Annotated in this window: 1 protein-coding gene; it reads left to right on the top strand. The window is 70.2% G+C overall.

Annotated elements, in window-relative coordinates; genetic code table 11:
• The coding region (locus VLF18_RS20540; RefSeq protein WP_325281496.1) for a condensation domain-containing protein at positions 1-2383 on the top strand (2383 nt) is incomplete at both ends.

The following is a 2383-nucleotide window of genomic DNA, read 5'->3' as shown; positions in this document are numbered from 1 at the left end:
CGTCGCGAAGGGCTATCTCAATCTGCCGGAACTCACGGCGCAGAAGTTCGTCGCGAGCCCGTTCGATGCCACGCAGCGCCTCTACCGCAGCGGCGACCGCGTGCGCTGGCTCGCCGACGGCAATCTCGAATTCCTCGGCCGTCTCGACGACCAGGTCAAGGTCCGCGGCTTCCGCATCGAACTCGGCGACATTGAAAGCCGCCTGCGCCAGATCGCCGGTGTGCGCGAAGCCGCCGTCGCCGTGCACGGCGACGGTCCGCAGGCGCGTCTCGTCGCCTACCTCGTCGGCGACGACGCCGGCATCGTCGAGCGCGCAACGGCCGGACTCGCCGAACAGCTGCCGGGCTATCTGCAGCCGAGCGCCTACGTGCAGCTCGACCACCTGCCGCTGACGCTCAACGGCAAGGTCGATCGCAAGGCGCTGCCGGAACCCGGCGCCGCGACCGAAACCTTCGTCGAGCCGACCGGTGACACGGAACAGCGTCTCGCGGCGATCTGGGCGCCGATCCTGCGCCAGGACCGCATCAGCGCCGACGCGAATTTCTTTGCGCTCGGCGGCCACTCGCTGCTCGCGACGCGCATCGTCAGCGAGATCGCAAAACAGTTCGGCAAGCCCGTGCCGGTCCGCGCACTGTTCGAACACAGCACCGTGCGCAAGCTCGCCACGTACCTCGACGCGCAAACCGCATCGGGCTATGCCGCGATCCCACGCCAGCCGCGCGACGGCGAAGCGCTGCCGCTGTCGTTCGCGCAGCAGCGCCTGTGGTTCATCGACCGGCTCGAAGGCGGCAGCCGCCAGTACAACATGCCGGCGGCGCTGCGCCTGCGCGGCGCGCTCGATACGACCGCGCTGCAGGGCGCGCTCGACGCGATCGTCGCGCGCCATGAAATCCTGCGCACGCGCTATGTCGAGGTCGACGGCCAGCCGCGGCAGGTCGTCGATGCGCCGGCACCGGTCGTCATCGCGACCAGCGACCTGAGCACGCTGCCGGCCGTCGAACGCGATATCCGTCTGCCGCAACTCGCGCGCGACGAAGCCGCGGCGGCGTTCGACCTCGCGGCCGACCTGATGCTGCGCTGCCGGCTCGTCGTGCTCGGCCGCGACGACCACGCGCTGCTGTTCACGGTGCATCACATCGCCTGCGACGGCTGGTCGCTCGGCGCGCTCGTCAGGGAATTCGTCGCGTTGTACGGCGCCGCGGCCGGCGGCCGCGACGCGGGCCTGCCGCGCCTGCCGATCCAATATGCCGACTATGCCGCATGGCAGCGCCGCCGCCTGCAGGGCGACGCGCTGCAGGCGCAGGTCGACTACTGGCGCGAGGAACTCGCCAACCTGCCGGTCGTGCACGAGCTGCCGCTGGACAAGCCACGCCCGGCGCAGCAGCGCTTCGCCGGCGCGCGTGCGGAACACGCCGCACCGGCCGCCGTGCTGGCCGGACTCAAGGCACTCGCGCTCGACCATGACGCGACGCTGTTCATGCTGCTGCAGGCGGCGTTGTCCACATTGCTGCACCGCTGGAGCGGCGCGGCCGACATCGTCGTCGGCACGCCGATCGCGGGACGTCTGCATCCGGATCTCGATCCGCTGATCGGCTTCTTCGTCAACACGCTGGTGCTGCGCACCGATTTCGGCGGTGATCCGGCGTTCACCGACGTGCTCGCACAGACGCGCCGCCGCGCGCTCGCGGCCTATGCACACCAGGAAGTTCCGTTCGACCTGCTCGTCGACGAACTGAAACCGGCACGCAGCCTCGCGCACGCGCCGCTGTTCCAGGTGCTGCTGTCGATGAAGAACAACGAGAGCGTCGAACTCACGCTGCCGGGTCTCGACCTCGCCAGCGTACAGGACGGCTACGAGCAGTCGAAGTTCGACCTGCAGCTGACGGCCGCGGAGACCGCCGACGGTCTGCGCCTGTCGTGGCTCTACGCGCAGGATCTGTTCGAGCCGGCGACGATCGCGCGGATGGGCGAGGCGTTCGTCGCGCTGCTGGCCGCGATCGTCGCGGCACCGCAGCAGCGCGTCGCCGCGCTGCCGGTCATGGATGCGGCGGCGACGGAGGCGGTGCTTGCGCTGTCGAACGGTCCGCAGAGCACGCGGTATCGCGACGCGGCATTGCCGCGGCAGTTCGCGCAGCAGGCGGCGATGACGCCCGATGCGGTTGCGGTGCGTTCGGGGGACATGTCGCTGCGCTATGCCGAACTCGATCGCCTGAGCGATCGCGTCGCGCGGCGCCTGCGCGCAGCGGGGCAGGGGCGCGGCACGCGCGTCGGCGTGCATCTGGATCGCTCGGTCGAGCTGATCGTGTCGCTGCTCGGCGTGATGAAGAGCGGTGCGGCGTACGTGATGCTGGATACGCGGCAGAGTGCGGAGCGGCTCAAGGCG

Origin of the sequence: Tahibacter sp. (assembly GCF_035481375.1) — a bacterium.
Taxonomy (GTDB): Bacteria; Pseudomonadota; Gammaproteobacteria; order Xanthomonadales; family Rhodanobacteraceae; genus Tahibacter.
The sequence above is the reverse complement of the archived record's forward strand: the minus strand, read 5'-3'. Positions and strand labels throughout refer to the sequence as shown.